This window comes from Ruegeria sp. CJ6 (genome assembly GCF_056536665.1).
Genome location: NZ_JBQFQB010000001.1, coordinates 586243 through 607177, shown reverse-complemented (window position 1 = coordinate 607177; position 20935 = coordinate 586243). Strand labels below are relative to the sequence as shown.

General features: G+C 57.8%; 20 protein-coding genes. 7 read left to right on the top strand and 13 right to left on the bottom strand.

Annotated elements, in window-relative coordinates:
• Positions 1 to 30 precede the first annotated feature (30 nt).
• The 3 genes from purM to rnd all read left to right on the top strand — a co-directional run bounded on the left by purM (position 31) and on the right by rnd (position 2938).
• A complete protein-coding gene (gene purM / locus ACR0BT_RS03070) occupies positions 31 to 1077 on the top strand; it encodes a phosphoribosylformylglycinamidine cyclo-ligase (RefSeq protein ID WP_170422444.1) in 1047 nt (348 codons plus the stop codon).
• Positions 1074 to 1670, top strand: coding sequence for a phosphoribosylglycinamide formyltransferase (purN, locus tag ACR0BT_RS03065; RefSeq protein WP_480762507.1), 597 nt, complete (start codon positions 1074 to 1076; stop codon positions 1668 to 1670). The genes purM and purN overlap by 4 nt, the downstream gene beginning before the upstream one ends.
• Positions 1671 to 1780: 110 nt before the next feature.
• Positions 1781 to 2938, top strand: coding sequence for a ribonuclease D (gene rnd / locus ACR0BT_RS03060; protein ID WP_170392960.1), 1158 nt, complete (start codon positions 1781 to 1783; stop codon positions 2936 to 2938).
• Here the strand turns inward: rnd and ACR0BT_RS03055 are convergent.
• A complete protein-coding gene (locus ACR0BT_RS03055) occupies positions 2935 to 3423 on the bottom strand; it encodes a hypothetical protein (RefSeq protein WP_480762506.1) in 489 nt (162 codons plus the stop codon). The genes rnd and ACR0BT_RS03055 overlap by 4 nt on opposite strands.
• A 177-nt stretch (positions 3424 to 3600) precedes the next feature.
• Between ACR0BT_RS03055 and ACR0BT_RS03050 the strand changes: the two genes are divergently transcribed.
• On the top strand, positions 3601 to 4011 hold the full coding sequence (locus ACR0BT_RS03050) for a SufE family protein (RefSeq protein ID WP_170392962.1): 411 nt from the start codon (positions 3601 to 3603) through the stop codon (positions 4009 to 4011).
• Positions 4012 to 4014: 3 nt separating this feature from the next.
• On the opposite strand, the gene ACR0BT_RS03045 is transcribed toward ACR0BT_RS03050, so the two are convergent.
• Both ACR0BT_RS03045 and ACR0BT_RS03040 read right to left on the bottom strand, forming a co-directional pair.
• Positions 4015 to 4680, bottom strand: a complete 666-nt coding sequence (locus tag ACR0BT_RS03045; protein ID WP_480762505.1) for a DUF1638 domain-containing protein — start codon at positions 4678 to 4680, stop codon at positions 4015 to 4017.
• Positions 4681 to 4781: 101 nt separating this feature from the next.
• Positions 4782 to 5480, bottom strand: coding sequence for a corrinoid protein (locus ACR0BT_RS03040; RefSeq protein ID WP_170392964.1), 699 nt, complete (start codon positions 5478 to 5480; stop codon positions 4782 to 4784).
• 315 nt (positions 5481 to 5795) lie between these two features.
• On the opposite strand from ACR0BT_RS03040, the gene ACR0BT_RS03035 reads away from it, so the two are divergent.
• On the top strand, positions 5796 to 6863 hold the full coding sequence (locus ACR0BT_RS03035; RefSeq protein WP_480762504.1) for a PA0069 family radical SAM protein: 1068 nt from the start codon (positions 5796 to 5798) through the stop codon (positions 6861 to 6863).
• 9 nt (positions 6864 to 6872) lie between these two features.
• On the opposite strand, the gene ACR0BT_RS03030 is transcribed toward ACR0BT_RS03035, so the two are convergent.
• The 3 genes from ACR0BT_RS03030 to gltX form a co-directional block, all read right to left on the bottom strand.
• On the bottom strand, positions 6873 to 7814 hold the full coding sequence (locus ACR0BT_RS03030; protein WP_480569854.1) for an autotransporter outer membrane beta-barrel domain-containing protein: 942 nt from the start codon (positions 7812 to 7814) through the stop codon (positions 6873 to 6875).
• A 171-nt stretch (positions 7815 to 7985) separates the two neighbouring features.
• Complete coding sequence (gene gltA / locus ACR0BT_RS03025) at positions 7986 to 9281, bottom strand: citrate synthase (protein ID WP_170392967.1); 1296 nt, start codon at positions 9279 to 9281, stop codon at positions 7986 to 7988.
• A gap of 114 nt (positions 9282 to 9395) precedes the next feature.
• Positions 9396 to 10802 (bottom strand): glutamate--tRNA ligase, encoded by a 1407-nt coding sequence (gltX, locus tag ACR0BT_RS03020; protein WP_480762503.1) that lies wholly within the window; start codon positions 10800 to 10802, stop codon positions 9396 to 9398.
• Positions 10803 to 10880: 78 nt separating this feature from the next.
• On the opposite strand from gltX, the gene ACR0BT_RS03015 reads away from it, so the two are divergent.
• Positions 10881 to 12908, top strand: coding sequence for a ComEC/Rec2 family competence protein (locus ACR0BT_RS03015; protein WP_480762502.1), 2028 nt, complete (start codon positions 10881 to 10883; stop codon positions 12906 to 12908).
• On the opposite strand, the gene lexA is transcribed toward ACR0BT_RS03015, so the two are convergent.
• From lexA to ACR0BT_RS02985, 6 genes are read right to left on the bottom strand one after another with little or no spacing between them, the layout of a single operon-like run.
• A complete protein-coding gene (lexA, locus tag ACR0BT_RS03010) occupies positions 12902 to 13600 on the bottom strand; it encodes a transcriptional repressor LexA (RefSeq protein ID WP_170392970.1) in 699 nt (232 codons plus the stop codon). The two genes, ACR0BT_RS03015 and lexA, sit on opposite strands and share 7 nt — an antisense overlap.
• Before the next feature lie 58 nt (positions 13601 to 13658).
• Entirely contained in the window at positions 13659 to 14843 is a 1185-nt protein-coding gene (locus tag ACR0BT_RS03005) for a molybdopterin molybdotransferase MoeA (RefSeq protein WP_480762501.1), read from the bottom strand.
• The gene (gene moaC / locus ACR0BT_RS03000) at positions 14840 to 15313 is read right to left on the bottom strand and encodes a cyclic pyranopterin monophosphate synthase MoaC (protein WP_170405973.1); all 474 of its coding nucleotides are present in this window, start codon (positions 15311 to 15313) and stop codon (positions 14840 to 14842) included. Before moaC ends, ACR0BT_RS03005 begins: the two co-directional genes overlap by 4 nt.
• On the bottom strand, positions 15313 to 16125 hold the full coding sequence (gene trpC, locus ACR0BT_RS02995) for an indole-3-glycerol phosphate synthase TrpC (protein ID WP_170405970.1): 813 nt from the start codon (positions 16123 to 16125) through the stop codon (positions 15313 to 15315). The genes moaC and trpC overlap by 1 nt, the downstream gene beginning before the upstream one ends.
• Positions 16122 to 17141 (bottom strand): anthranilate phosphoribosyltransferase, encoded by a 1020-nt coding sequence (gene trpD / locus ACR0BT_RS02990; RefSeq protein ID WP_170465332.1) that lies wholly within the window; start codon positions 17139 to 17141, stop codon positions 16122 to 16124. Before trpD ends, trpC begins: the two co-directional genes overlap by 4 nt.
• Positions 17138 to 17719, bottom strand: a complete 582-nt coding sequence (locus ACR0BT_RS02985) for an anthranilate synthase component II (protein WP_170392975.1) — start codon at positions 17717 to 17719, stop codon at positions 17138 to 17140. Before ACR0BT_RS02985 ends, trpD begins: the two co-directional genes overlap by 4 nt.
• A gap of 197 nt (positions 17720 to 17916) precedes the next feature.
• Here ACR0BT_RS02985 and ACR0BT_RS02980 point away from each other — a divergent pair, with 197 nt between their 5' ends.
• Positions 17917 to 19398 carry a divergent polysaccharide deacetylase family protein gene (locus tag ACR0BT_RS02980; RefSeq protein WP_480762500.1) on the top strand — a complete coding sequence of 494 codons (1482 nt, stop codon included), beginning with the start codon at positions 17917 to 17919 and terminating at the stop codon, positions 19396 to 19398.
• A 24-nt stretch (positions 19399 to 19422) separates the two neighbouring features.
• Here the strand turns inward: ACR0BT_RS02980 and trpE are convergent, their stop codons facing one another.
• Complete coding sequence (gene trpE / locus ACR0BT_RS02975; protein ID WP_480762499.1) at positions 19423 to 20934, bottom strand: anthranilate synthase component I; 1512 nt, start codon at positions 20932 to 20934, stop codon at positions 19423 to 19425.
• Position 20935: the final 1 nt, after the last annotated feature.

Below are 20935 nucleotides of genomic sequence, written 5' to 3'. Positions count from 1 at the left end.
CGCGCGCAAAGCACTCATGAGGGATTGGCCATGACAGCGGGCAAGAACGGAATCACCTATGCCGACGCAGGTGTAGATATCGATGCAGGCAACGCTCTGGTCGATCGGATCAAGCCTGCGGCCAAGCGCACCAACCGTTCGGGCGTGATGAGCGGGCTAGGCGGATTTGGCGCTCTGTTCGACCTGAAAGCGGCTGGCTATCAAGACCCGGTTCTGGTGGGCGCAACCGATGGTGTGGGCACCAAGCTGCGGATCGCAATTGATACCGGCGTTGTCGATGGCGTGGGAATCGATCTGGTGGCGATGTGCGTCAACGATCTGATCTGCCAAGGTGCTGAGCCGCTGTTTTTCCTGGATTATTTTGCCACCGGTAAGCTGGACACCGATACTGCCGCGCGGATTATCGAAGGAATTGCCGAGGGGTGTGTCCAATCTGGCTGCGCCCTGATTGGTGGTGAAACCGCCGAAATGCCGGGTATGTACCCTGACGGCGATTTCGATCTGGCCGGTTTCTCGGTTGGTGCCATGGAACGCGGGGCCGCATTGCCCGAGGGCGTTGAACAGGGTGATGTCCTGCTGGGGCTGGCTTCGAACGGGGTGCATTCCAACGGCTATTCGCTGGTGCGCAAACTGGTTGAAATGTCCGGGCTGGGCTGGGAGGAAGAGTCGCCTTTCGGTGGCGGAACATTGGGTGAGGCTTTGCTGACCCCCACGCGGCTGTATGTGAAACCAGCGCTGCAGGCGATCCGGGCTGGCGGCGTTCGCGCGCTTGCCCATATAACCGGCGGCGGCCTCACCGAAAATCTGCCGCGCGTATTGCCCGAAGGGCTCGGGGCCGAGATTGATTTGAGTGCTTGGGACTTGCCGCCTGTGTTCAAATGGATGGCCGAGACCGGTGGCATCGCCGAGTCCGAGATGTTGAAGACCTTCAACTGCGGCATCGGCATGATTGTTGTCTGCGCTGCAGATCAGGCGGATGATCTTACAACACTGCTTGCAGAGGCAGGCGAATCCGTTGCGCGCATCGGAACGGTCACCGCAGCGCCGGGTGTGGCCTATTCAGGCAAACTGCTGTGAGCCACAAGCGCGTCGCGATCCTGATCTCCGGGGGCGGATCGAACATGCTGTCGCTGGTCGACAGCATGAATGGCGATCATCCAGGCCGACCATGTATGGTATTGTCTAACGACGCAAATGCCGGAGGGCTGAAGAAAGCTGCACAGCGCGGAATTCCGACCGCAGCCGTCGACCACAAGCCCTTTGGCAAAGATCGCGCTGCGTTTGAAGCAGAACTGCTTAAGCCGCTTATGGCAGCCCAGCCGGATGTTGTCTGTCTGGCCGGTTTCATGCGTGTATTGACGGGTGAATTTGTATCGCGTTTCCAGGGCCGGATGCTGAACATCCACCCATCGCTTTTGCCTAAGTACAAGGGTTTGAACACCCATGCACGCGCAATTGAAGCAGGCGACGCCGAACATGGCTGCACCGTTCACGAAGTTACTGCCGCGTTGGATGACGGACCGATTCTGGGTCAGGCGCGCGTGGGTGTACGGGTAGGGGACACGCCTGAGGAGCTCGCCGCCCGCGTGTTGACCTGGGAGCACAAACTCTACCCTGCCGTGCTTCGCCGTTATTGTATGGGCAACAAAGACCCAGTTCTTCTGCCCTAACGCGGCGGGGTGATTTACACGCAAAGGTTATTCGTCTTATGGTCGCATATCGCTCGGGACGAGGACGGCACGGGCAGTCACAATAACCAAAAGCAAGAACAGCACCGCGCATGAAAACCCTGACGACGACGCAAGAGCTGGCCGCATTCTGCTCGGCTGCTGCACAATATCCTTATGTCACTGTAGATACCGAATTTCTGCGCGAACGGACCTATTATTCGAAACTCTGTCTGGTGCAGCTTGCAGTGCCATCGGAAGATGAAGACAGCGCCGTTCTGGTTGATCCATTGGCTGACGGCATGTCGCTGGAGCCTTTGTACCAGCTGTTCAGCGACGAAAGCGTGGTCAAGGTTTTCCACGCCGCGCGGCAGGATCTTGAAATTTTTTGGGTCGACGCGGGCGTCTTTCCGACTCCGTTGTTTGATACTCAGGTCGCTGCGATGGTCTGCGGTTTTGGTGAACAGGTTGGCTATGAGACTCTGGTCCGGAAGATTTGCAAGGAAGGGGTCGATAAAACTTCTCGCTTCACCGACTGGTCACGGCGCCCTCTGACGGAAGCGCAGAAAACATACGCATTGGCAGATGTAACCCATCTTCGTAAAATCTATGAGCATCTGGCTGCAGAACTTAAGAAGTCACGTCGGGATCACTGGGTTGCAGAAGAGCTTCGCATACTGACCCGACCCGAGACATATGACATTCGCCCGGAAGAGGCGTGGCGGCGGGTCAAAACGCGGACCAACTCTGCCAAGTTTCTGGCCGTGGTTCGAGAGCTGGCGCAGTTCCGCGAGGCCTATGCGCAAGAGAACAATGTGCCACGAAGCCGTGTGTTCAAAGACGATGCGTTGATCGAGATGGCCTCGACCAAGCCCAAGACGCCCTCTGATCTGGGCGGATCGCGCTTGTTGCTGCGCGAAGCGCGCAAAGGGGCGATCGCAGAAGGCATTCTGGAGGCGGTAAAACGGGGCGTAGGTTGCCCGCAAGACCGATTGCCGAAAATTGACAACAGCCGCGACAAGCTGAAGGTCAACCCTGCACTTGCAGATTTGCTGCGCGTTCTTTTGAAATCAAAGACCGAAAGCGCAGGCGTTGCCGCAAAATTGATCGCCTCCAGCGCGGAATTGGATCAGATCGCTGCAGGCGAACGAGAAGTTCCCGCCATGTCTGGTTGGCGGTTCGAGGTTTTTGGCGAGGACGCGCTGAAGCTTTGCGAAGGCAAGATTGCTTTGGCCGCCAAGGGACAGGCCGTGCAGGTTGTCTCGCTTTAACGGCGACGGGATTCCAACGCGTTCTGCTGGCCTTTGACCCGAACTAAACGAATACCTTCCAGTTCTTTTCGGCTTACATTGACGGCCTCTGAAACCATCCGCGACCGTTCGGTGCCCTGCGCAGTGGCGTAGTCCGGGTAATCCACGCGGAAGGTGAACTCCATAACGCCATTTTTGCTGAGTTCTTCGGATCTTACGCGCGCGAGCTGTGCGTTGAACGCACCCTGTCGAATGGCTGTGCCAGCCGCATAGATGATTGCGCCCGTCGAGGTTGGGTCGATCCGCAATTCGTTGATCACGGCGATTGGAACGCTGTTATCCTCGGCGTCCGGACGCTCGAACAGGCCTTTTTTGTCGGCATTTTCGGGAACCAATGCATTGGCGTCATCGGCTGATACTTCGGATGGGCTGGGTGTGCTGCTGCCAAACCAGTTCGATGGATTCGCGCTTGAGTTGCTCCAGTTGCCACAAGCGGACAGAGCCATTGTGGAGATCATCAGAACAGGCAGAGTTTTGTGCATGGACCCAGTACTTTGTGCAACTTTACCTGCATCGGGTTAACGCAAATTCGATCGTTTGAAAAGCCACGCTGGGGACTGGACAGTCGGTAGCGCTGAGCATAGTTCACAATTGTGAATGCGTAACGCAAGGACGGACCCGATATGGCAACGCCAGCCTTCGAAGAGATAGTCGAGGATTTCGAGTTCCTGGAGGACTGGGAAGACCGCTATCGCCATGTGATCGAGCAGGGCAAAGCGATGGAGCCTTTGGATGATGCATTCAAAGTCCCTGCGACCAAGGTGAATGGTTGCGCCAGTCAGGTCTGGCTGCATCCAACCATTGAGGGCGGTCAATTCCGCTTTGACGGTGACAGCGATGCCCTGATTGTTCGGGGCCTGATTGCGGTTCTGCGTAGCCTGTATAACGGCTTGCCGGTGGCCGAGGTGCCCAGTGTTGATGCCGGTGGAGAACTCGCGCGACTGGGGTTGCAGGATCATTTGTCTGCCCAACGTTCGAACGGGTTGCGCGCAATGATAGAACGTATTCGCGAAGTGGCATTGGCCAGCGCCTGACTTTTAGGTGGATTTGCGCGCTGCCCAATCTGTAAGCGTGGTTTCCAAATCGCCATAGCCGGTTTGCCGACGTTCGAATTCCAGCCCCATCCGATCAGCGCACTCCTGCGCGCGACGGGTCAAGTCGGGATCATCGGTTTGCGCCTGATAAACGAGCTTGGTGTAATTGCCGAAATACATCTCTCGCAATTCAGGATGACGGTCCAGACCCAGCGGTTTCCAGACAAACGCATCAAACTGCCGCGCAAGGAAATCTGTCAGATAAAAAGCGGTGGTTTCATCGTCGCCATGCGCTGCAAAGGCCAGATTGCCCTCGAAGAAGGAATAGCAATGGGGCCCTTGGATCATCTCGACCCCCAGTCGCTTGCACGCTGCCTGTAACAAGCCACCGGTTCCGCAATCGGCATAGACAACGTAGATGTGGTCGTATGAGCCCCGATGCTTGGCAACCGCATCCTCGACCGCCTGTGTAATCTTTTCCGGGTGCACATGCAAAATGGCGGGCAGGCAAGTCAGCGCCATGTGATCCCAGCCGTTCCGTTCTTTCAGGTCCAAAATCTCGCGCGCCAGTGCGCCGCATGCGATCAGAAGAATTGACTCGGTGCTGTGCGGTGCGACATAGCCCTGACGGGTCAGGCTGTCATCGTCTGGGATCTTTGAGCCGGTCATCTGATCTCTCTGGCTGGTCTTTAGCAATATATGTGCCCGAGGTTCGGACAAAAAAGGCCGCCCCAAAAAGGACGGCCTGTCTCACGATATGATCTCGCGCCTTAGCCGGCTAGTTGGTTGTGCTTGCGCGACATAAAGTCCTTTGCCATTTCCACCGCCACGGCTGCGTCGCGGCAATAGCCGTCAGCGCCGATCGCCTTGCCGAACTCTTCGTTCAGCGGAGCACCGCCAACCAGAACGGTGTACTCATCACGCAGGCCTTGTTCGACCAACGTGTCGATTACGACCTTCATATAAGGCATCGTCGTCGTCAGCAGAGCGGACATGCCCAGAATGTCGGGTTGTTCGTTTTCCAGCGCTTCGAGGTAGTTCTCGACCGGGTTGTTGATGCCGATATCGACAACTTCGAACCCGGCGCCTTCCATCATCATCGCAACAAGGTTCTTGCCGATGTCATGGATGTCGCCCTTTACGGTGCCGATCACCATCTTGCCAACGCGCGGAGCACCAGTTTCAGCCAGCAGAGGCTTCAGGATCGCCATACCGCCTTTCATGGCGTTGGCCGCCAGCAGCACCTCAGGCACGAACAGGATGCCGTCGCGGAAGTCATGGCCGACAATTGTCATGCCGCCAACCAGCGCTTTGGTTAGGATGTCATAGGGTTGCCATCCGCGCTCGAGCAGGATGTTCACACCTTCTTCGATCTCTTCCTTCAGGCCGTCATAAAGGTCATCGAACATCTGTTCGACGAGTTCGTCGTCATTCAGTTCGGACAGGACGATGTCTTCTTCATCAGACATGGGTATTTCCCTGAGCTGTGCGGGCCTGCGGCCCGTGGTGGCATTTTCACCGTTTTGGCCATTTCGTCGCAGGTCTACTGTGACGATTGCGACCTAGGTCGTTCTGAGACCGACCTATAGGCCGAATATTCGCACTCAGCGACATCGAATTTTGCAAGATCATCCTGCATTGGTTTCATTAGCCACGGTAAATTCACCTGCAGTCTAATGCGTCGTCGGTTTCGAGCATCTGATGATTTTTGGGAATCGAAACATGAATCTTGCCAGTGAAACTGGTTTTAATTACATCTAGTGATAGGAACAAAAGGCGAACAAATGACTGCTGCCATCAAAAGCCCTGGGCGCGGAGCAACCTCAAACGAAGCAGGTCGATTCGAGAGGTTTACAACCGAGTTGACCGAAGATGGCTGGGATTTGCCAGAGGAACTGCCCCCGTTGCGGACCGAAGTTCGGGAAGAAATGGCGCGCAATCTGATCACCTATAACAAGTCGCCGGACCTACCTTTTAACCGATCCATAAACCCATATCGGGGCTGCGAGCATGGATGCGTGTATTGCTTTGCTCGGCCAACGCATGCGTATCTGGGGCTGTCTCCGGGTTTGGATTTCGAAACCCGCCTTGTTGCGCGACCCAATGCGGCTGAGCTATTGCGTCGCGAACTCTCAGCACGTTCTTACAAGGTGGCCACGATTGCACTGGGCACCAACACCGATCCTTATCAACCGATCGAAAAAAACCGCAAGATAACAAGAAGCTGTCTAAAGGTGCTGAGAGATTTTCAGCATCCGGTCGGTATTGTGACCAAGGGGGCTCTGATCGAGCGTGATCTTGATATTCTGGCACCGATGGCCCGCAATGGCCTTGTCCGGGTTGGCATCTCGCTGACCACATTGGACCGCGATCTTTCCCGACGGATGGAACCCCGGGCGCCTTCACCACAGCGCAGGCTCGGAATGATCCGTAACCTGACCGAGGCTGGCGTGCCTGTGCGCGTTATGACGTCTCCAATCGTGCCCGGATTAACCGATCATGAGCTGGAAAATCTGCTGGAGGCCGGAAAGCAGGCTGGCGCCGATGCTGCAAGCTGGATCATGCTGCGGCTTCCCCGTGAAGTATCCGCGCTCTGGCGCGAGTGGCTGATCGAACATCAGCCGGGCAGGGCTGAGAAGGTGATGGCACGGCTGCGCGAAATGCATGGGGGTAGGGAGTATGATCCCCGATGGGGCCACCGCATGCGGGGCGAAGGGACCTATGCCGAGATGATTGCGCAACGGTTCAAGGCCACAGTCAAACGTCTTGGGCTGTCGACTGATATGCCGCCACTAAACTGTGCGGCTTTTGCGCCGCCACCTCAGCCCGGTGATCAGCTGGCTTTGTTCTGAAACCTTTGTTCAGAAACTGATGCCAATCCCGGCGGAGAATCCGTTAACCGTATCGCTGCCGTAATAACGGACCATAAACCGGGTCGTTGATACCCAAGGCACCCATGTGTCGGACAGATCAACCTCGATCCCGCCACCTACGCGGGCCAGCCAGTCGGTGCCCAATACAAGTGACTGATCCCCGATCAGATAGGACAGGGACAGATCGCCCACCCAGCGGACCGGGCGACCGAACATGCGTTTTCCAGTTGGAAAGCGGTAGCGTGACCACAGAACTGCATTTGCGGCAGTTGATTCAACCAACAAGTCCTCGTTGTCTCCGATAGGCCAGTATTCGATATGGGTATAGCGCAGGCTTGCCTCGAGTTCCCGGTCGTTGGACAGAGCTTTCTCGTACGAGACCGTCATCGATCCGCCTGCGCCACCAGCCCAGATGCCGCCGCTTTCGAGAAAGTCTCGATCAAGCCCCAGGCGGTTGGCGATGGCTTGCGCACCGACAGATGCGTCGGATTGCGTACGTCCGACCGAGATATGGGCCATCGGGGTCATTTTCCAATACTCGCCGATGTCGAACTGATAGCCGACACCGCCGGTCAGGGCGAGGCTGGTCCATTTCAGCGGAATACGCGTGGTATCTCCGGTGCCGCTGAAGGTCAGAACGGGGTCATAGCGCGCGTAGCCTATATACCCCTCAAGATAGATCGGCACGCCCTCAGCAAGGCGAAACCCGCCGCCCAGCTGGGCGGATTTGAAATCGTAATCGCGATTGTCTGTATTTGACTGCAGCGAGATTGCGCTGGCAGAATCGTCCGGGATGCCTGCTAGCCCTAAGATTGCCAACGACCCGGCGGCGTTTTCCTGCTGCTGCTTCTCAAAAGCACGTTCCAGCACGCTTTGAGCGGATGCCGATTGCGCAAGTAGCAACATAATGAACAATAGGATTAAACGCATGAGAACCAAACACTATTCGCCGGACGCGGCAACATTAGGCGGACTGAGGCAGTGCGGAAAGATGCATCGAAACAGTCATTTACGATTGGTTTCGAACGGTCTCATTTTGGTAACGCTACGGAAAAAAAGACCCCGGATAACCGGGGTCTTAACATCGATATTGTGTGTGGATCAGCGGTTTTCGATGTCCACGTAATCGCGGTTGGTCGCGCCCAGATAAAGCTGACGTGGGCGTCCGATCTTATTCTGTGGATCGGCAATCATTTCTTTCCACTGGCTAACCCAGCCAACGGTACGTGACAACGCGAAGATTGGCGTGAACATCGAGGTCGGGAAGCCCATCGCTTCCATCACGATGCCCGAATAGAAGTCGACATTCGGGAACAGTTTCTTCTCGATGAAATACGGATCTTCCAGAGCCTGTTTTTCCAGCGCCTTCGCGACCTGTAGTTTGGGATTGTTTTCCACGCCCAGCAGGTCAAGTACTTCGTCTGCCGATTGCTTCATCACTTTCGCGCGTGGATCGAAGTTCTTGTAGACGCGGTGGCCAAAGCCCATCAGACGGAACGGGTCATCTTTGTCTTTGGCGCGCTCGATAAACTCGGGGATGCGGTCCACGCTGCCGATCTCTTCCAGCATTTCAAGGCAAGCCTGGTTCGCACCACCATGGGCCGGACCCCAGAGACAGGCGATACCGGCCGCGATACAGGCGAACGGGTTTGCACCCGAAGAAGATGCCAGACGCACCGTCGAAGTCGAGGCGTTCTGTTCGTGATCCGCCTGCAGCATGAAGATACGATCCATGGCGCGTGCCAGAATCGGGTTCACCTCGTAATCTTCGGCAGGAACGGCAAAACACATGCGCAAGAAGTTTGACGCATAGTCCAGGTCGTTGCGCGGATACACGAAGGGCTGACCGATATGGTATTTGTAGGCCCAGGCCGCGATGGTCGGCATTTTTGCGATCAAACGGTGCGAAGCTACTTCACGCTGACGCGGGTCCGCGATGTCGGTCGAATCGTGATAGAACGCGGACATGGCACCAACCACACCCACCATGATGGCCATCGGATGCGCATCCCGGCGGAAGCCGCGATAGAAATACTGCATCTGCTCGTGCAGCATCGTGTGCCGGGTGATTGTGGTCTCGAAGTTCTCCAGATCCTTCGCCGAAGGCAGCTCGCCATACAGCAGCAGATAGCTGAGTTCGAGGAAATGCGACTTCGAGGCGATCTGTTCGATCGGATAACCGCGATGCAGCAACTCACCCTTGTCACCGTCGATGAATGTAATGGTGCTGTCACAGCTTGCGGTGGACGTGAAACCCGGATCATAAGTAAAGACGCCAGCCTGACCATAGAGCTTGCGAATATCGATCACATCGGGCCCAGCGGTCGGAGAAAACACCGGCAGATCATAGCTTTCGCCGTGGACAGTCAGTTTGGCTGATTTTTTGCTCTCGGTCATGTTTGTCCCTTCTTCATTCGTGCGCATGCCGGATCGCTGTCCGACAAAGCAGGCAACGACTGCGATCCGTCGCGCAGTCCGTTCTTAGCGGAGCAGCGTTACCCTTATGTGAAATCAGGCCGGGTTCGCTGCATCAGAAAGCCGCGCCAGGGTTTCATCGCGCCCAAGCACAAGCATCATGTCAAATACCGAAGGTGTAACTGCCCGGCCCGCTAGTGCCGCCCGCAGCGGACCAGCCAATTTGCCGAACTTAACCCCATTCGCCTCTGCGAACGAATTCAGGGTCTCCTCCAGTTCGTTCCGGGACCAGCTAGCATTTTGCAGCTGCGGCGTCAATTCTTTCAGTATACCGTCGGATACAGATGCCAGCGCCTTTGTGGCCTTTTCATCTGGCTGGATAGGTCGCGACGTAAGCACAAAATGAGCTTTTTCAATGAGTTCCGGGAACGTGCGTGCGCGGTCCTTGAGGCAATACATCGCACGGACCAAATCACTTGATTGTGTTTCGGAAAGCGGCGGCAAACCAGCTGACTTCAGATATCCCTGAATTTCATGCTGCAGCGCGGCATCTTCCCCGACGGCAATATGTTGTCCACAAAGGTTTTCAAGCTTCTTCACATCAAATCGCGCCGGGCTTTTGCCGATGCCATCCAGATCGAACCACTCTTTAGCTTGGGCATCGGTAAAGAACTCATCATCCCCATGGCTCCAGCCCAGCCGAGCCAGATAGTTGCGCATTCCGGATGCCGGATATCCCATGGCCTGATATTCTTGCGCCCCCAACGCACCGTGACGTTTGCTGAGCTTTTTACCATCGGGTCCATGGATCAAAGGGATATGCGCCCAGACTGGTACATCCCAACCCATCGCCTCGTAGATCATCATCTGACGGGCGGCGTTGTTGAGGTGATCGTCGCCCCGGATCACATGAGTCACGCCCATATCATGATCGTCAACCACAACGGCCAGCATATAGACCGGAGTCCCATCCGAACGCAGCAGGATCATGTCATCCAACTGATCGTTGCGAATGGTGACATCGCCCTGCACCTGATCGCGGATCACAGTGGCACCGTCTTGCGGAGCCTTGATGCGGATCACGTAAGGTGCGTCCGGATGGGTGGCCGGGTCGGCCTCGCGCCATGGGCTGCGAAACAGGGTCGACTGCCCCTCGGCCCGCGCCTGTTCACGGAATGCAGCGATTTCTTCCTGCGTCGAAAAGCACTTGTATGCCTTGCCGTCGGACAGCAATTGATGCGCGACCTCTGCATGTCGAGGGGCACCCTCGAATTGGCTGACGACCTCACCGTCATGATCAAGCCCTAGCCAGTCCATGCCTTGCAGTATGGCCGCTGTTGCTTCCGGCGTGGAACGTTCCCGATCGGTATCCTCGATCCGCAACAGGAACTTGCCGCCGCGACCCCGCGCATAAAGCCAGTTGAACAGAGCAGTGCGGGCGCCACCGATATGCAGAAATCCGGTGGGAGAGGGGGCAAAACGGGTGACGACCTGATCGGACATGGTGTGGATTAACCTTTTGGTAACCTTAGCGGGCATAGTTTGGCGACTATCTACCCAGCCCGAAGGACGGGGGCAACCATGCGTGTTCTGACACGGGTCGAGACCGCATTGCTGACCCAGCGGGGACACTTGTTTCCGTGGTCCCCAATCTGCCTGGCGGTCGGGATTGGTTGGTATTTCAGCCTCAGGTTCGAACCCGAGGTTGAGCTCTATGCCGGCGTTCTGGCGCTTGCCTTGCTGGCGCTTGCCTCCACCCGTTGGATGGGGGCCGCGTGGTCACCGCTGGCCACTGGCTTAGCCCTGATCGCGATGGGGTTCGCTCTGGCCGGGGCGCGGGCACATATGGTTGCGGAGCCGGTCCTGCAATGGCGTTACTATGGCCCGGTCGAGGGGAGGGTCGTAGCGCTGGACCGCTCTGCGTCGGATGCGCTGAGGGTGACATTGGATCAGGTGCGGATCGGGGACGTTCCTGCTGATCAAAGACCCCGGCGCATCCGGCTGTCTATTCACGGGGAGTCAGTTGCGTTGTCCCCGGGTCAGCGGATTATGACCACAGCACATCTTTCGCCGCCGCAAGGGCCAGTTGAACCCGGAGGTTTTGATTTTCGCCGCCACGCCTGGTTCCAGCAACTCGGCGCTGTCGGATACACTCGGGTTCCGGTCCTGACGTCGGCTGCGGCGCAAGATGGTTTGGACGGAGTGCGTATCACGGCCTGGCGCATGGAGATCTCGGATCGGGTGCGCACGATCCTGCCGGGCGAAGTCGGGGGCTTTGCCGCCGCCGTAACTACCGGTGATCGCAGCGGGATGGGGCAGGCCTCGTTAGAGGCGTTGCGCGCGTCCAACCTGGCTCATCTTCTGGCGATTTCGGGCCTGCACATGGGTTTGCTGACCGGTTTCGTTTTTGTGGCGTGCCGCATGGGGTTCTCAATGGTACCTGTCCTCGCGCTTCGCATGCCCGTACGCAAGGTGGCCGCGCTCTGTGCGTTATTCGCGTCGACAATCTACCTGCTTCTGTCTGGTGGGAACGTCGCGACTGAGCGCGCCTTTGTGATGGTCTGCGTTATGCTGGGGGCCGTATTGCTGGACCGGCGCGCGATTTCATTGCGGGCGGTGGCCATGGCTGCGCTGATTGTTCTTACCTTGCGCCCGGAAACTCTATTGAGCCCCGGATTTCAGATGTCTTTTGCTGCTACAACCGCCTTGGTCGCAGGGTTCGGCGCATTGCGGGACTATGGCCCAATGCCAGGCCCAAAGTGGCTGCGGCCTGTGCTGGCCTTGTTGACATCCTCGGCGATCGCGGGGATCGCGACAGCTCCGATCGGGGCGGCGCATTTTAACGCTATTTCGCACTATGGGTTGTTGGCAAATCTCGTCTCCGTGCCCGTCATGGGAACGCTGGTCGTTCCAAGTGCGGTGGTCGCCGCCCTTCTTGCACCTTTTGGGCTTGAAGCGATTGCATTGCACGTAATGGGTCTTGGGCTGAGATGGATCCTTACCGTTGCCAATTGGGTCGCGGGACTGGAGGGCGCGCGCGGGTACGTAGTAAGCCCAGACTATTTCGTATTGCCTGCTCTGGCTCTGTCTCTTCTGTGGCTAATGCTGTGGCAAGGGCGCGCACGGTGGCTCGGCATCGCTCCGGCAGCATTAGCGATAGCGCTGTGGGGTCAGGGAAGCCGCCCAGACGTGCTGATCGCCGATACCGGCGGGCTGGTCGGAGTGATGACTGAACACGGGCGCGCGCTGAGCAAACCGAAAGGTAGCGGATTTGTCGCGTCGGTGTGGCTGGAAAATGACGGGGACGGGGCAGATCAACCAAAGGCCGCTTTGCGATGGCCAGAGGCATCAGCGGGAATTCAACGTTTTCTTCTGGGAGACAAAGAGCTTGTCCACTTGACTGGCAAGCGGGCTGCGAGCGCCTTTCAGGAATGCAGGAAAGATCAGATCATTGTCGCCCCGGTGTCGTTGACTTTGACCGGTGAATGCAGCGTTTACGATACGGAATTTCTGCGGAAGACAGGCAGTCTTGCGTTATCCAAGGGGCGTTTGTTCGCGAGTTCTGGTATCTCAGGCCGCCGCCTATGGTCCCCCAAGCTGCCTCAGTAGCTTCGGATCAAGCCTACCAGGCGGCCCTGAACTTTCACCTTGTCCTCTGGCAGCACGCGGGTCTCATAGGCCGGATTTGCCGCTTCCAGCGCAATGGCCTGACCTCGGCGGAAAAACCGTTTCAGCGTGGCTTCCTGATCTTCCACCAATGCCACCACGATGTCACCGTTGTCAGCGGCCGTTGTTTCGCGGATCACCACGACATCGCCATCGTTGATACCGGCGTCGATCATCGAGTCGCCACGAACCTCAAGCGCATAATGTTCACCACGGCCCGAAACCATCGAGCCCGGTACCGCAACGCGGTGCGAAACATGGCTGATCGCTTCGATCGGTACACCGGCAGCAATCCGGCCCATAACAGGCAATTCCATCGCATCAACTGTGACGGGTTCAAAGTTCGCGGGGCGTGGACCTTCAGGGCGATCGCCTTCAATCACACGCGGTTTGAAACCTGCCGTGGGCTCTCCCCCAAGGCTTTCTGGCAGCTTGACAATTTCGATGGCACGAGCCCGATGGGCAAGGCGGCGGATAAAGCCACGTTCTTCAAGCGCGGTGATCAGTCGATGAATCCCGGATTTTGACCGTAGATCCAACGCGGCCTTCATCTCATCAAAACTGGGCGGAACACCGTCCGCTTGCACGCGTTTGTGGATGAATTCCAGCAAATCCAATTGCTTCTTGGTCAGCATTGCTCATACCTCGTCGCTCATGCGTTTTCTTTTGTTCTACGCATGTTCACGTTTTGTGTCAACGGATTTGCTGGATCGGCAGGTAAAGGACCTCATCCCCGGCCTCGCGCGCGGGATCGTGGGGTTGGCGTACCAATAGTGCATTGGCTTGCGCCAAAACACTTAGCAGCGAGCTGTCCTGATCATCACAGGCGCGGATGCCGCCGTTGTCCAACACCGCCCGCATATAATGCTCACGCGGGCCATTTTTTCCGAGCGGGGCAGAAAGGCGGGCGCGTTGGAATGGCTGTAGGGCCTGTTCAATCCCCAACATGCGGCGCACCATTGGGATGAGGAACAGGTAACCGCACACCATGGCACTGACCGGGTTTCCGGGTAGACCGACCATCGCAGCATCCCCAAGCCGCCCGGCCATCAGTGGTTTACCCGGTCGCATGCGAATCTTGTAGAACGATTGCTTCAGCCCAAGACCTTCCGAGACATCCGCAACCAGGTCGTACTCGCCAACCGACGCCCCTCCGATGGTCACCACGAGGTCAGCGCCCTGTGCCAAGCCAAAAGCTGTTTCTAATGACGCTAAGGTATCTTGTGCGATAGGAAGTACACGAACTTGTGCGCCAGCATCTTCCAGTAACGCCTTAAGACCAAAGGTATTTGAGGCGATGATCTGATCGGGGCCGGGTGTTTCTCCGGGCATCACCAGTTCGTCACCGGTTGAGATTAGTGCAACCACGGGTTTGCGGGTCACAGGGACCGAAGCGATGTTCATCGCTGCCATTAATGCGACATCTTCGGGTCTGAGCTGGCGCGGGGCCGTGATCTGCGTACCGATGCTGAAATCGATCCCCGCAGGGCGGATATTGGTCTTTTCACCGGGGGCGTCGATTATGGTGATCAGATCACCGCGTCGGTCGACATCTTCCTGTATGACGACGAAATCTGCACCATCCGGCATAGGCGCACCAGTGAATATCCGCACAGCTTGGCCGGGTCCGACGCTTCCAGCAAAGCGACGTCCGGCCGCTGCTTCGCCAACCACTTTGAACATTGCATGCAGTTCGACTTCGGCCGCCCTGACGGCGTACCCATCCATCGATGACGCAGCAAAGGGCGGCTGATCACGCGTTGCTGCAACGTTTTCTGCCAGGATACGACCGGCAGCCTCGGCAAGGGCAACCGTTTCTGCGGGCAGCGGTGAGACCAGATCGAACAGCAGAGCCCGCGCTTCTTCAACCGAGATCATGATGCCTCGTAACGCCCTGATTTTCCGCCGTCTTTCAGTAGAACACGAATGCCGCCGATCTCCATCGATTTGTCCACGGCCTTCGCCATATCATAAACCGTCAGTGCGGCTGTCGAGACTGCTGTCAGCGCTTCCATCTCTACGCCGGTCTGGCCGGAAGTCTTTACAGTCGCTTCAATCTGAACGCCGGGAAGGTCCGGGTCTAAGCTCAGTTCAATGGCGACTTTGGTCACGGGCAGCGGATGACACAGAGGTATCAGGTCAGGCGTTTTCTTGGCGCCCATTATGCCCGCAAGTCTGGCAACACCAAGAACATCGCCTTTCTTAGCGCGTCCTTCTGAAATGATATCAAAGGTTTCCTTCGCCATCTTGATGTATCCAGATGCAACCGCAACCCGGTCGGTGACAGCCTTGTCGGACACGTCCACCATATGGGCCTCACCTTTGGCATCAAAATGGGTCAGCGGCATCACATCACTCCGGGAATGAGCGGGTTGGCGAGCAGTGCTCGAGTTGCCGAAGCTACATCATCCTGACGCATCAGGCTTTCACCAATAAGGAAACAGCGCGCACCGTAGCGGGCGATATCGGCGAGGTCCGCCGGAGTGCTCAGGCCGCTCTCGCAGACGATCGTGCGATCCGCTGGAACCAGCTTTGAAAGGTGGCGGGTGGTATCGAGGGTCGTCTCGAACGTCTTGAGATTGCGGTTGTTTATCCCGATAAGCGGGCTTTTCAACTGCGATGCGCGTGCAAGTTCATCGGCGTCGTGCACTTCGATCAGAACATCCATGCCCCAGTCAAACGCGGTTTGCTCAAGCTCGGCGGCCTGTGCATCGCTGACCGATGCCATGATGATCAGGATGCAATCCGCACCCAATGCACGCGCTTCGACCACCTGATAGGGGTCGTACATGAAGTCCTTCCGCAATGCTGGCAACGAACAGGCCGCGCGCGCTTCGGTCAGAAAGGATTTGTCGCCCTGAAAGCTAGGCGTGTCCGTCAGAACCGACAGGCAAGCCGCGCCGCCCTCTTCATAAGCTTTGGCAAGCGCGGGCGGATCGAAATCAGCGCGGATCAGACCTTTGGACGGGCTGGCCTTTTTGACCTCGGCGATCAATCCGTACCCCTTGCGCATAGCCGAATGCAGGGCTTCGGCAAAACCGCGTACCTCGGGTGCGTTCCGTGCCTCAGATTCTAGTGTTTCCAGAGGCTTATGCGCCTTATCCGCAGCGATCTCTTCCAGCTTGTACGCTTTGATTTTGTCCAGAACGGTCTCGGTCATGCGGCTTCCTGTGTAATGCGCGCCAGCGCGGTGATCTTTTCACGGGCCTTGCCGCTGTCAATGCTTTCTGTGGCCATCGCAACGCCCTCGCGCAGATCGCTTGCCGCATCTGCAACGACCAGCGCCGCTGCCGAGTTTAGCAACACCGCGTCGCGGTAGGCTGAAGGTGCCCCATCCAGCAGGGCGCGGAAGGCGACCGCGTTCTCTTCGGGCGTGCCGCCGATGATATCTTCGAACGGATGCACCGGAAGGCCTGCATCTTCGGGGTGAAGCTCGACCTCTTTGACAACGCCGTCCTCAACTGATGCGACCCAGCTGACCCCGGTGATCGTAAGCTCATCCGTACCGTCTGAGCCGTGGACTAGCCAGGCATGTTCAGCCCCAAGCAGACCCAGAGTTTCGGCCATCGGGCGGATCAGGTCGCGGCTGAACGCACCGGTCAGTTGGCGCTTCACTCCGGCGGGGTTGGTCAGGGGCCCCAGAATGTTGAAAATCGTGCGCGTACCCAGTTCTTGCCGCGAGGGCATGACATGGGCGATCGCCGGGTGGTGCATCGGGGCCATCATGAAACCGATACCGACTTCTTTCAGCGCTTTTTCAACAACTTCCGGGCCAACCATAACGTTAATACCAAGCTGCCCAAGAGCATCTGCTGCGCCGGATTTCGAGCTCAGATTCCGATTACCGTGTTTTGCAACGGTGACACCGGCGCCAGCCGTCACAAAAGCCGTGGCTGTCGAGATATTGAGTGTTCCTTTGCCGTCGCCCCCCGTGCCAACGATGTCCATCGCGCCAGCGGGAGCTTTCACTGCATTGCATTTCGCGCGCATTACGGCAGCGGCGGCGGCGTATTCCTCGACCGTCTCGCCGCGCGTGCGCATTGCCATCAGCAACCCGCCGATCTGGCTGGGCGTGGCGGCCCCATCAAAGAGGATGCCAAAGGCCTGTTCAGCCTCGGCACGGGTCAAAGGTCGATCGGCCGCAGCACCGATCAGAGGTTTCAGAGCGTCGCTCATGCGGGGACTTTCATTTCGTTCAGGAAGTTCTTGAGCAGGGCGTGACCATGCTCGGACGCGATGGATTCCGGGTGAAACTGGACGCCGTGGATCGGCAGTTCTTTGTGCTGCAGACCCATAATCGTGCCATCCTCAAGCTCGGCCGTGATCTCAAGGCAATCGGGCAGGCTTTCGCGTTCTACGACAAGCGAATGATACCGGGTGGCCTCGAAGGGCGAGGGCAGGCCAGCGAATACACCTTTGCCGGTGTGTTTCATCGTGCCCATTTTCCCGTGCACGATCTCATGACAGCGCACAACCTTGCCGCCAAATGCCTGACCGATGGTTTGATGCCCCAGACAGACCCCCATCAGCGGTGTTTGCGTCTCGGCCGCGGCTTCGGTCAGGGCCAGACAGATGCCCGCCTGATCGGGATCACAAGGGCCGGGGCTGAGCAGAATACCAGCCGGGTTCATCGCCATTGCTTCCTGTACATCCAGCGCGTCATTCCGGCGCACGACCATCTCGGCCCCGAGCTCACCCAGATAATGAACGAGGTTGTAGGTAAACGAGTCATAGTTGTCGATCAGCAGCAGCATTTGGGCACTTATCTTCCTATGGGCATTTCGGGCTGGCGATGCAGTCCCTGAGCGCGGTATAATGTCGGGACATACATGCTCAGGCTTGTGCGGCAGCGTCAAGAGGACATACCCAACTTGACACCGTGCGGGTGAGCGCCGCGGAAGATGGCGTCTGGGTGGATGAGGCACGAAACAACGCGAGAGGCGAGATTTCGATGAGCGGATTTTACGGTGGAGTGATCGCCGGGGCGGTCTCGGTATTGGCACTGGGCGCGGTTCTTTCGCTGACAACTCCTTTGTCACGTAAACCAGATGTGACGGCAACCGCGCCCGAAGTGGCTGATACTCCGCAGCCCCTGGAGGCTGCGAAAGTTGAAGAAAGCAATGCCGATGCCGATCTGGTTCAGTTGCCACCATCCGGCCCTGAAACCCCGGATCTATCATCAGATTCGCTGGATGGCTTGGCAGGTATCGAGCTTGAGCCCGGTGCCCGTCCTGAGGCGGGTGGAGCACCGACCGTAGCCGAGGCACCTGCAGCGATCTCATCTTCTGACGTGACCGTTCAAACCGAAGCGCCCGCGGCACCGCCAAATCCACTTGCCGAACCGACCTCGCCACAACAGGAAGCCGAACCGGCAGCGCTCGCGGACGCTCCAGCAGCGCCTGCGCCCGAGGAAGCCCCGGAACCGCAGGTTGCGGAAGAAACGCCCAAGGAGGTCCCTCAGGTCGCAGCCCTGCAGCCTGAGACCGTCGAAGTGCCGGATGCCGCGCCAGAGGCTGAGGAAGCGGAACCCGTACCTGATGAAAATCCAATCGCGGTTGAGGGTGAAGAAGATACCCGCCCTGTACGTCAGCCGCGCGTATTGACCCTGCCGCAAATTGGCGGAGAGGGGGTTACAGGTTCCGGTTCGTTGATCGGCAAGCGTGTCGTGCCCCTAACCGAGAGGGATGACCCGCCCGTCGAACAAGCCGTGATTACTCCAGAAGTGGTGGCCAAGCCCATCGAAGCACATGCTGCCACCTTCGAAAACCCAGAATCCAAGCCATTGATGTCGATCATTCTGATCGATGATGAAGGGGCTTTTGGGGCCGAGGCGTTGAAGGATTTCCCATACCCGCTAAGTTTTGCCGTCAGCCCGTCTGACCCGAATGCAGCGGAAAAAATGGCCCGTCATCGCGAGGCTGGATTTGAAGTATTGGCCTTGGTTGACATGCACGAAGCCGCCAGTGCTCAGGACGCTGAGGTGTCGTTGTCGGTGTGGTTGGATCAATTGCCTCAAACCGTTGGCATTCTGGAAGGTGTCGGAAGCGGCATTCAGGGCAACCGAAAGCTGGCTGATCAGGTTGCGGCGATTGCCGGAGATACCGGGCGCGGGCTGGTGACGCAGGACAATGGTCTAAACACTGCGCAAAAGCTTGCAGCGCGCAATGGCATTCCATCCAGCGTAGTGTTCCGCGATTTCGATGGTGCCAAACAGGACCCCAAGATCATGCGGCGTTTTCTGGATCAGGCAGCCTTCCGCGCCGGACAGGAAGGTGCCGTGGTGATGCTGGGTCGTCTGCGTCCCGAGACGATCTCGGCTCTGTTGCTGTGGGGGCTTGAGGATCGCGGCAGCCGCGTGGCGATGGCCCCAATTTCTGCCGTGATGATGAAAGAAGTCCAGCAGGGCGTTGCCGGATCGCTGACGGACGGGTGACGGAAGCGACCATCCGCCACCCCACTAGCTGTTTCCGCTGCCTGTAAACCGCGCCGCATCCGCAGCCGCGCCGCGAATGGCGTTCGATTTATGGACGGTCTCCATATATTCCGCTTCTGGGTCGCTGTCATAGACAACGCCGCCTCCAGCTTGGATATACAGTTTGTGGTCTTTCACAATGGCCGTCCGCAGCGCGATGCACATATCCATGTCGCCGCCTGCGCTGAAATACCCGACACCGCCACCGTAGATGCCGCGCTTTTCAGGCTCCAACTCGTCGATGATCTCCATCGCGCGCACTTTGGGCGCGCCTGATACCGTGCCTGCAGGCATCCCGGCAAAGAACGCGTCCAATGCGTCCTTGTCTTCGGCCAGTTCACCGACCACGTTTGATACGATGTGCATCACGTGGCTGTAGCGCTCGATGATGAACTCTTCGGTAGGACGCACGGTTCCAATCTTAGAAACACGCCCGGTGTCATTGCGGCCCAGGTCCAGCAACATGAGGTGCTCGGCCAGTTCTTTCTTGTCGGCCAGCAGGTCGATTTCGTTGGCCTTGTCTTCTTCGGGCGTCGCGCCACGCGGGCGGGTACCCGCGATTGGGCGGATCGTGACCTCATTGCCGAAGACACGCACCAGAATTTCTGGGCTTGCGCCTACGACCTGAAAGCCGCCGAAGTTGAAATAGAACATGAATGGCGATGGGTTGGTACGCCGCAGCGAGCGGTAGAGGGCAAATGGCGGTTGTGGAAAATCCTGTGTCCAGCGTTGGGCCGGGACGACCTGAAAGATATCACCCGCACGGATATATTCCTTTGCCTTTTCAACGGCTTCCATATAGCCCGATTTGGTGAAGTTAGAGACAGGAGCCCCAACTTCAATTGCGTCACCCAGATCGCGCGTCTCGGCCGGCATGGCACGCTCAAGATCACGCACGGCATCCATCACACGCTCGGCGGCCTGCGCATAGGCGGCTTTGGCGCTTTGGCCCTCGCTGGCCCATGCGGGCGACACCACGGTAACCTCGCCTTTGACGCCGTCCAACACAGCAATGACCGAGGGGCGCAGCATGATCGCATCGGGCAGGCCCAACGGGTCAGGGTTCACATTCGGCAGGTATTCCACCAACCGGACCATGTCGTAGCCCAGATAGCCAAACAGGCCAGCGGCGGCCTGCGGCAGGTCATCGGGAAGCGCGATGCGGCTTTCAGCCAACAAGGCGCGCAAGTTGTCCATCGGGTTGCCATCCTGTGGCTCGAACGCCTCGGCATCGAAGCGGGCTGATCGGTTCAAGGCCGATGTCTCGCCCTGACAGCGCCAAATCAGATCGGGCTTCATTCCGATGATCGAATAGCGCCCACGCACTTCACCCCCGGTTACCGACTCGAGCATGAAGGCGTCTTTCTGAGCGCCTGTCAGTTTCAGCATCAGTGAAACCGGCGTATCGAGATCAGCGGCGAGGCGGGTATAGACGACCTGATTTTCGCCCGCATCATAAGCGCGCGCGAAACTCTCGAAATCCGGGGTCAGGGCCATG

Excerpts from the sequence above, each read along its gene's own strand:
- purM (WP_170422444.1), top strand. The coding sequence starts at position 31 with ATGACAGCGGGCAAGAACGGAATCACCTATGCCGACGCAGGTGTAGAT.
- rnd (WP_170392960.1), top strand. The coding sequence starts at position 1,781 with ATGAAAACCCTGACGACGACGCAAGAGCTGGCCGCATTCTGCTCGGCT.
- ACR0BT_RS03055 (WP_480762506.1), bottom strand. The coding sequence starts at position 3,423 with ATGGCTCTGTCCGCTTGTGGCAACTGGAGCAACTCAAGCGCGAATCCA.
- ACR0BT_RS03050 (WP_170392962.1), top strand. The coding sequence starts at position 3,601 with ATGGCAACGCCAGCCTTCGAAGAGATAGTCGAGGATTTCGAGTTCCTG.
- ACR0BT_RS03045 (WP_480762505.1), bottom strand. The coding sequence starts at position 4,680 with ATGACCGGCTCAAAGATCCCAGACGATGACAGCCTGACCCGTCAGGGC.
- ACR0BT_RS03040 (WP_170392964.1), bottom strand. The coding sequence starts at position 5,480 with ATGTCTGATGAAGAAGACATCGTCCTGTCCGAACTGAATGACGACGAA.
- ACR0BT_RS03035 (WP_480762504.1), top strand. The coding sequence starts at position 5,796 with ATGACTGCTGCCATCAAAAGCCCTGGGCGCGGAGCAACCTCAAACGAA.
- ACR0BT_RS03030 (WP_480569854.1), bottom strand. The coding sequence starts at position 7,814 with ATGCGTTTAATCCTATTGTTCATTATGTTGCTACTTGCGCAATCGGCA.
- gltA (WP_170392967.1), bottom strand. The coding sequence starts at position 9,281 with ATGACCGAGAGCAAAAAATCAGCCAAACTGACTGTCCACGGCGAAAGC.
- gltX (WP_480762503.1), bottom strand. The coding sequence starts at position 10,802 with ATGTCCGATCAGGTCGTCACCCGTTTTGCCCCCTCTCCCACCGGATTT.
- ACR0BT_RS03015 (WP_480762502.1), top strand. The coding sequence starts at position 10,881 with ATGCGTGTTCTGACACGGGTCGAGACCGCATTGCTGACCCAGCGGGGA.
- lexA (WP_170392970.1), bottom strand. The coding sequence starts at position 13,600 with ATGCTGACCAAGAAGCAATTGGATTTGCTGGAATTCATCCACAAACGC.
- ACR0BT_RS03005 (WP_480762501.1), bottom strand. The coding sequence starts at position 14,843 with ATGATCTCGGTTGAAGAAGCGCGGGCTCTGCTGTTCGATCTGGTCTCA.
- moaC (WP_170405973.1), bottom strand. The coding sequence starts at position 15,313 with ATGCCGCTGACCCATTTTGATGCCAAAGGTGAGGCCCATATGGTGGAC.
- trpC (WP_170405970.1), bottom strand. The coding sequence starts at position 16,125 with ATGACCGAGACCGTTCTGGACAAAATCAAAGCGTACAAGCTGGAAGAG.
- trpD (WP_170465332.1), bottom strand. The coding sequence starts at position 17,141 with ATGAGCGACGCTCTGAAACCTCTGATCGGTGCTGCGGCCGATCGACCT.
- ACR0BT_RS02985 (WP_170392975.1), bottom strand. The coding sequence starts at position 17,719 with ATGCTGCTGCTGATCGACAACTATGACTCGTTTACCTACAACCTCGTT.
- ACR0BT_RS02980 (WP_480762500.1), top strand. The coding sequence starts at position 17,917 with ATGAGCGGATTTTACGGTGGAGTGATCGCCGGGGCGGTCTCGGTATTG.
- trpE (WP_480762499.1), bottom strand. The coding sequence starts at position 20,934 with ATGGCCCTGACCCCGGATTTCGAGAGTTTCGCGCGCGCTTATGATGCG.